3 protein-coding genes are annotated in these 2185 nt (G+C 39.5%); 1 reads left to right on the top strand and 2 read right to left on the bottom strand.

Annotated elements, in window-relative coordinates; genetic code table 11:
• Positions 1-123: 123 nt before the first annotated feature.
• Entirely contained in the window at positions 124-252 is a 129-nt protein-coding gene (locus ABDH28_08005) for a hypothetical protein (protein ID MEN2998957.1), read from the bottom strand.
• Between the two features lie 150 nt (positions 253-402).
• Here ABDH28_08005 and ABDH28_08010 point away from each other — a divergent pair, with 150 nt between their 5' ends.
• Positions 403-1932 (top strand): 2-isopropylmalate synthase, encoded by a 1530-nt coding sequence (locus ABDH28_08010; GenBank protein ID MEN2998958.1) that lies wholly within the window; start codon positions 403-405, stop codon positions 1930-1932.
• Positions 1933-1934: 2 nt separating this feature from the next.
• On the opposite strand, the gene ABDH28_08015 is transcribed toward ABDH28_08010, so the two are convergent.
• A partial coding sequence (locus ABDH28_08015; GenBank protein MEN2998959.1) for a hypothetical protein occupies positions 1935-2185 on the bottom strand: 251 nt, incomplete at its 5' end.

A 2185-nucleotide genomic window follows, 5' to 3' on the forward strand; every position in this document is an offset into this window, starting at 1 on the left:
TCAAAAACCCTAACCATCAACCTCTCAACAACCTCAACATCCAACTCTTCCAACAACCCTCTAACAAACTCATACCTTCCCCATTGGCTTATCTTGTCCCTCTTCCTACTGTTTTCAGATATCCTAGATATCCCTCAAACTTCCAGATAGTGTGATTGCGAGAACAACTTCTGATATTTTCTTCCTGAGCTTGGATGAAAGGTCAAGTAGAAAGTTTTTGATAAAGTGATTTATAGTTTTTCTGTGATTCATATATGCCTCCTTTTGCCTTTATTTTACGAGGCAAGAGGAGGTTATTTCACTTTAATTTTTACCAAACTCCTCTACAAACTTCAGTCAGATGTATAACTTGAAATACCAAGTTGTGTTAATTAAATTTATCTTCTAACGAAGGTAAAATATATGGATAAGCGAAGGATATACATATTTGACACTACTCTCAGAGATGGTGAACAATCTCCCGGTGCAAGTATGTCGGCAGAGAACAAGCTACTGTTTGCCAAACAACTTGCCAATTTAGGAGTTGATGTAATTGAAGCCGGTTTTCCAGTTTCTTCCCCAATACAATTTGAGGGGGTCAAGATGATAGCAGAAGAGGTGGAAGGTCCTACTATCGCCGCTCTTGCTAGGGCATTAGAAAAGGATATAAAGTCAGCCTATGAAGCCTTGAAAGGAGCAAAGAGTAAAAGAATTCACACCTTCATAGCAACCTCGCCCATTCATATGGAGTATAAGTTGAAGAAAAAACCAGACGAAGTTTTGAAAATGGCTATTGAAGCAGTTAGGTTTGCAAGATCCCTTGTCAGTGATGTTGAATTCTCAGCGGAGGATGCTACCAGAAGTGATGTAAACTTTCTAAAGGAAGTGTTTCTAGCTGTGATTGAAGCTGGAGCTACTACCATAAACATCCCTGATACAGTCGGATATACTACCCCATTTGAATTCTATAACCTTGTCAAAACTATAAAGGACACCATAGGTGACAGAGCTAAGATAAGTGTCCACTGTCACAATGACCTAGGGCTTGCTGTTGCTAATTCCCTCTCTGCGTTACTAGCAGGAGCTGACCAAGTTGAAGTCAGTGTCAATGGCATAGGTGAAAGAGCAGGTAACGCCTCACTTGAAGAGATAGTTATGACAATAAACGTAAGAAATGATATATACCCATTCTACACCAATATCAATACCAGAGAGATCTATAAAACTAGCAAACTCCTCATATCTATCACAGGTTTGCCACTAGCTTACAATAAGCCAATTGTCGGAAGAAATGTCTTTGCCCACGAGTCTGGAATACACCAAGATGGAGTGCTAAAATATAAGCAAACTTACGAGATAATGAAACCTGAAGACGTAGGCAGATCATCTTCAGAAATAATTTTGGGAAGACATTCGGGTAGGCATGCCCTAAAAGTGAAATTCCAAGAGCTAGGAATAACCTACTCCTCAGAGGAAGAATTTGAGATAATGTACAAGAAATTCCTGGAGATAGCTGATAAAAAGAAAAATGTCTACGAAGAAGATCTTTTGGCAATATTTTCTCAGAACATAGATGATACTAAAGCAGTATACACTATATCTAGTATTCAAATAGTTGCAGGAGACAAAACGATCCCAACCGCTACTGTTGTTTTGAAAAAAGGAAGGAGAGAGTATGTTGAATCTGCTACGGGAAACGGCCCCGTTGACGCAACATTCAAAGCAATAGAGAGAGTAGTAGGCGTAAAGAACATAAAGTTAGAGGATTTTAGTATTCATGCAGTAACCTCTGGCAAAGATGCGATAGGAGAGGTCAATCTGTCAGTACAAAGTGGGGGAATATCTTTCTCTGGACACGGAACAGACACCGATATAATAGTAGCCAGCGCAAAAGCTTACCTCAACGCCATAAACAAGGTTCTCTACTACCACTCCAAGCAACTAAGAAGTTAAGCTTACTCCAGTCTCTTAGCCTTTTCAAAAAACTCCTCCGCTTTACTTCTATTACCCTCACTCCTAAACTTATTACCAAGCTTTACATAGATACTCCTAATCTTCGCCCTAAAAACCTTCTCGTCAAAATCCTCCCAGCTACAAGACTTCAGAAAATCTTCTCCAACCCTCACTGCTTCCTCAAGTTTACCTACCCTCTCCAAAGAATGCATCAACCTATAAAAAACAAAAGCAGAATTCGTAAAAGATGCTA

Source organism: Brevinematia bacterium (genome assembly GCA_039630355.1).
Classification (GTDB): Bacteria; Spirochaetota; Brevinematia; order DTOW01; family DTOW01; genus SKYB106.

Coding starts and splice junctions, on each gene's coding strand:
- ABDH28_08005 (MEN2998957.1), bottom strand. CDS start 252: ATGAATCACAGAAAAACTATAAATCACTTTATCAAAAACTTTCTACTT.
- ABDH28_08010 (MEN2998958.1), top strand. CDS start 403: ATGGATAAGCGAAGGATATACATATTTGACACTACTCTCAGAGATGGT.